The organism is Endozoicomonas sp. ONNA1, from assembly GCF_024606325.1.
Classification (GTDB): domain Bacteria; phylum Pseudomonadota; class Gammaproteobacteria; order Pseudomonadales; family Endozoicomonadaceae; genus Endozoicomonas_A.
In genome coordinates, this window is sequence record NZ_JAHHPN010000417.1 from 1 (window position 1) to 2760 (window position 2760).

At 47.7% G+C, this 2760-nt stretch carries 1 protein-coding gene; it reads right to left on the reverse strand.

Annotated elements, in window-relative coordinates; genetic code table 11:
• Positions 1–2356: hypothetical protein (locus KDK19_RS09435; RefSeq protein WP_257291819.1), on the reverse strand; the 2356-nt coding region annotated here is incomplete at its 3' end.
• Positions 2357–2760: the final 404 nt, after the last annotated feature.

Consider the following 2760-nt stretch of genomic DNA (forward strand, 5'->3'; position numbering starts at 1 on the left):
CCTGAAAATTGTGTTGCCAGAGACGACCCGCATCTCTGGCAAACAGCCTGAGGCCCTCAAACGATGCCTGCACTGAGAGCCCTGCCACTCCTTCAGTTTCATAAGGGTAGTGGTGATACAGGCGGGTGTTTTTTTCATCATCAAAGACTTGCAGCAGTGCCGAACCATCTGGCTCCAGGGCAATGGCTGACAAGGTTTCATCAGGTAATCGACAGGCTTTGAGCTTATCAAGAGCATTGTTCAGACGATAGATGCCTCGTGGTTTCAGTAATGCGCTTTCAAGGCCCAGATGATCCTTATGGGTTCGAAAAAAATCCAGCTGTGGCTGCTCGCGGACAAAATCATGCCAGTCTTCTGTGGCGCCCCGTTGGCGTTTCAGGAACTTGAAACGGCGATACCCCTGAGGTACCTCTGTGGAAGGAAAAGCCAGACTGCGGCCGTAAATTTCAATATTCCTGCTGTTGATCAACTCTGCTTCCCAAAGCCTGGAAATTTCCGGAACAGTCTCTTTTGGATGTTTCCTGCCAAACTCAGCAATCTCATGGCGGAAACGTTCACAATAAAACCTGTCTGGACCCGGTGCACACCCAGCACCAACACCAAGGCCAATCAGATACCATGGATAGTAATGTCTTCCCTTATAAGCTACATCGTAGTAACGCTCAATAAACAGTGAGTCGCGATCATCAGCTGTTGCTGAAAGTTGCGCGAGCAGTTTTTTTTGCATGCCCGGAGTGACAACCCGGAGCACCTGTGCAGAATATTCAACCGGCAACCCGTTCTGATCTATTAACCTCATTAATTCCAGTGTTTGCTGCTCATCCCTTAAGGCGTCAGGGTGGTGCTCAAAATAGTTGACAACAGGTTGAAGTAACTGTGTTGCACAGGGCAAGGGTTTGTGACGCAGTTGTGTGACATATGCATGCTCGGCAGGGCGCAAGTTGACTGCTTTAAAAGTAGCGGGTGGCAGGGATTTAAAGAGTTGCAGAAACTCAGCAAACCAGTTGACATTCAAGGGGAATGTTCCGCCTAAATGCTCCTGCATACAATCAATGAGATGTTCAGGAACGGTTAGCTTGATCAGTGCGCTGCGGCGGGCTCTGGCCAGCTGACTGTCTTCCGCTTTGGACATGGCCACTGCCGCTAGTGGCTGGCAGTTATGACGGTATAAAAGCAAGAGTGGTGTTGCGCCGCTGTTGTCTCTTTGGTTGGCCAGAGTCCTGGCGGGCAGATATTGAAACAACTGGTCATAGCGGGAAGGATAAGCATTCAGATGGGAAAAGTTGCGTAGACTGCCGCGGGAGTTCATGCCCGGAATGGCTGTCGCCATAAGGTGCAGAATATTACTGCCGTTATGAAACGTCTGGTTAAGAATATTGGCTGAAGAGGCTGGCAGCAAACGTTTAAACAGTTCCAACTGGCCCAATATAAAGGCACACACCAGCAGCTTTTCCCGCTCTTTATCATCCAGCTTTTCCACTTCTTCCAGAATCAGTTTTTCATGCCTTTGGGCATTCACTTCCAGCAAACAAAGCTGCAATGTAAAAATCTCTGAAGCCATTGCGGTGGTGATACTCTGGCAGAAATCCTGTGACGTTTGAGGTTTGCCATGCCTGACGTCTGGCGATTCGAAAATAGCTTTTATCAGATAAGGTGCTGCACCATCCGAAAGTTGTAGAGATTGATTGAGTTCTTTTAGAGAAAAGTAATATCTTTTCAGTTGACCCACAAGCTCTCGGGCAGTTTTCTGCAGCTGCCAGCGGGGCAGGTATTTCTCCAATATTTCCATAAAGCCCGGATCAGGCTTAAACATAATTGTTGCGGCAAGATTGCCAAGAATGTTCAGCACTGCTTCATGACGTGTGTTATCCAGGAATTGTTTAAATAATTGGGGAGGTATCATTACCTTGGATTCGATCGGCTCGCCCTCAAGTCCCAGTCCTAAATCAGCCAGCGTTTGCAGAACGGAAATATTTTCAGGCAGGCAAGGATTCTCGACGAGGTAGCTGATCAGCTTTTGCAAAGACGGCAGATGGAATTTTACATCCTTTGCGACGAGATTCTGACTCATTCTATTAAGATCAAGACGGGCATTTTTTACCTGTTCTCGCAGCAATTTATGGTCATATGGAATATCAATATGACCTAATGCATTCTCAACAAGAGATATCCATTCACGACGCTGGTCGGCAGTGGTAGTGATGTGTCGCCGGTGTACAGAGCGAGCAGAGGGCGCATCCGATCGAGCTGTCTGGTTACTCAAGCCGGAAGTGGAAGCAGGTGTGGAAAAATCTGTTTCCGGAGCGGTCCGACTGGACAGGTTTAAGGGAGTATTGCAGGGCATCCGTGGCAGCATAATTAATTCCATTAATAACTAGTTTTCTGAAGTTTACAAATCAATAGACCAGCAAAGGTTGATTTGGTTCAAAATTACCCGGAAAACATCACCAGCGGTGTGAACTTTGTTGACAACAGCTTCAAGATGTTTGTCTGCGCAAGAGGGTTGTTTTTTGCCGCACGTTAGCAGGTTCAGGGCTCAGAGGGTGGGTGTATTGACCTACGCCGACCAGAAAAATGCCATTATCAGGATATCCTTCAAATCAGTGGTTGCCGACGGGCAAGCCACTGGATTTTGTTGGTAGTTGGCGTGTTAGCTGTTGGGCAGTCTGGACAGGATGAGCTTTAAGGTTTCTTTGATTTCCACATTGTCAGCTTTCAACTCTGCGTTGTCAGCTTTCAACTCTGCGTTGTCAGCTTTCA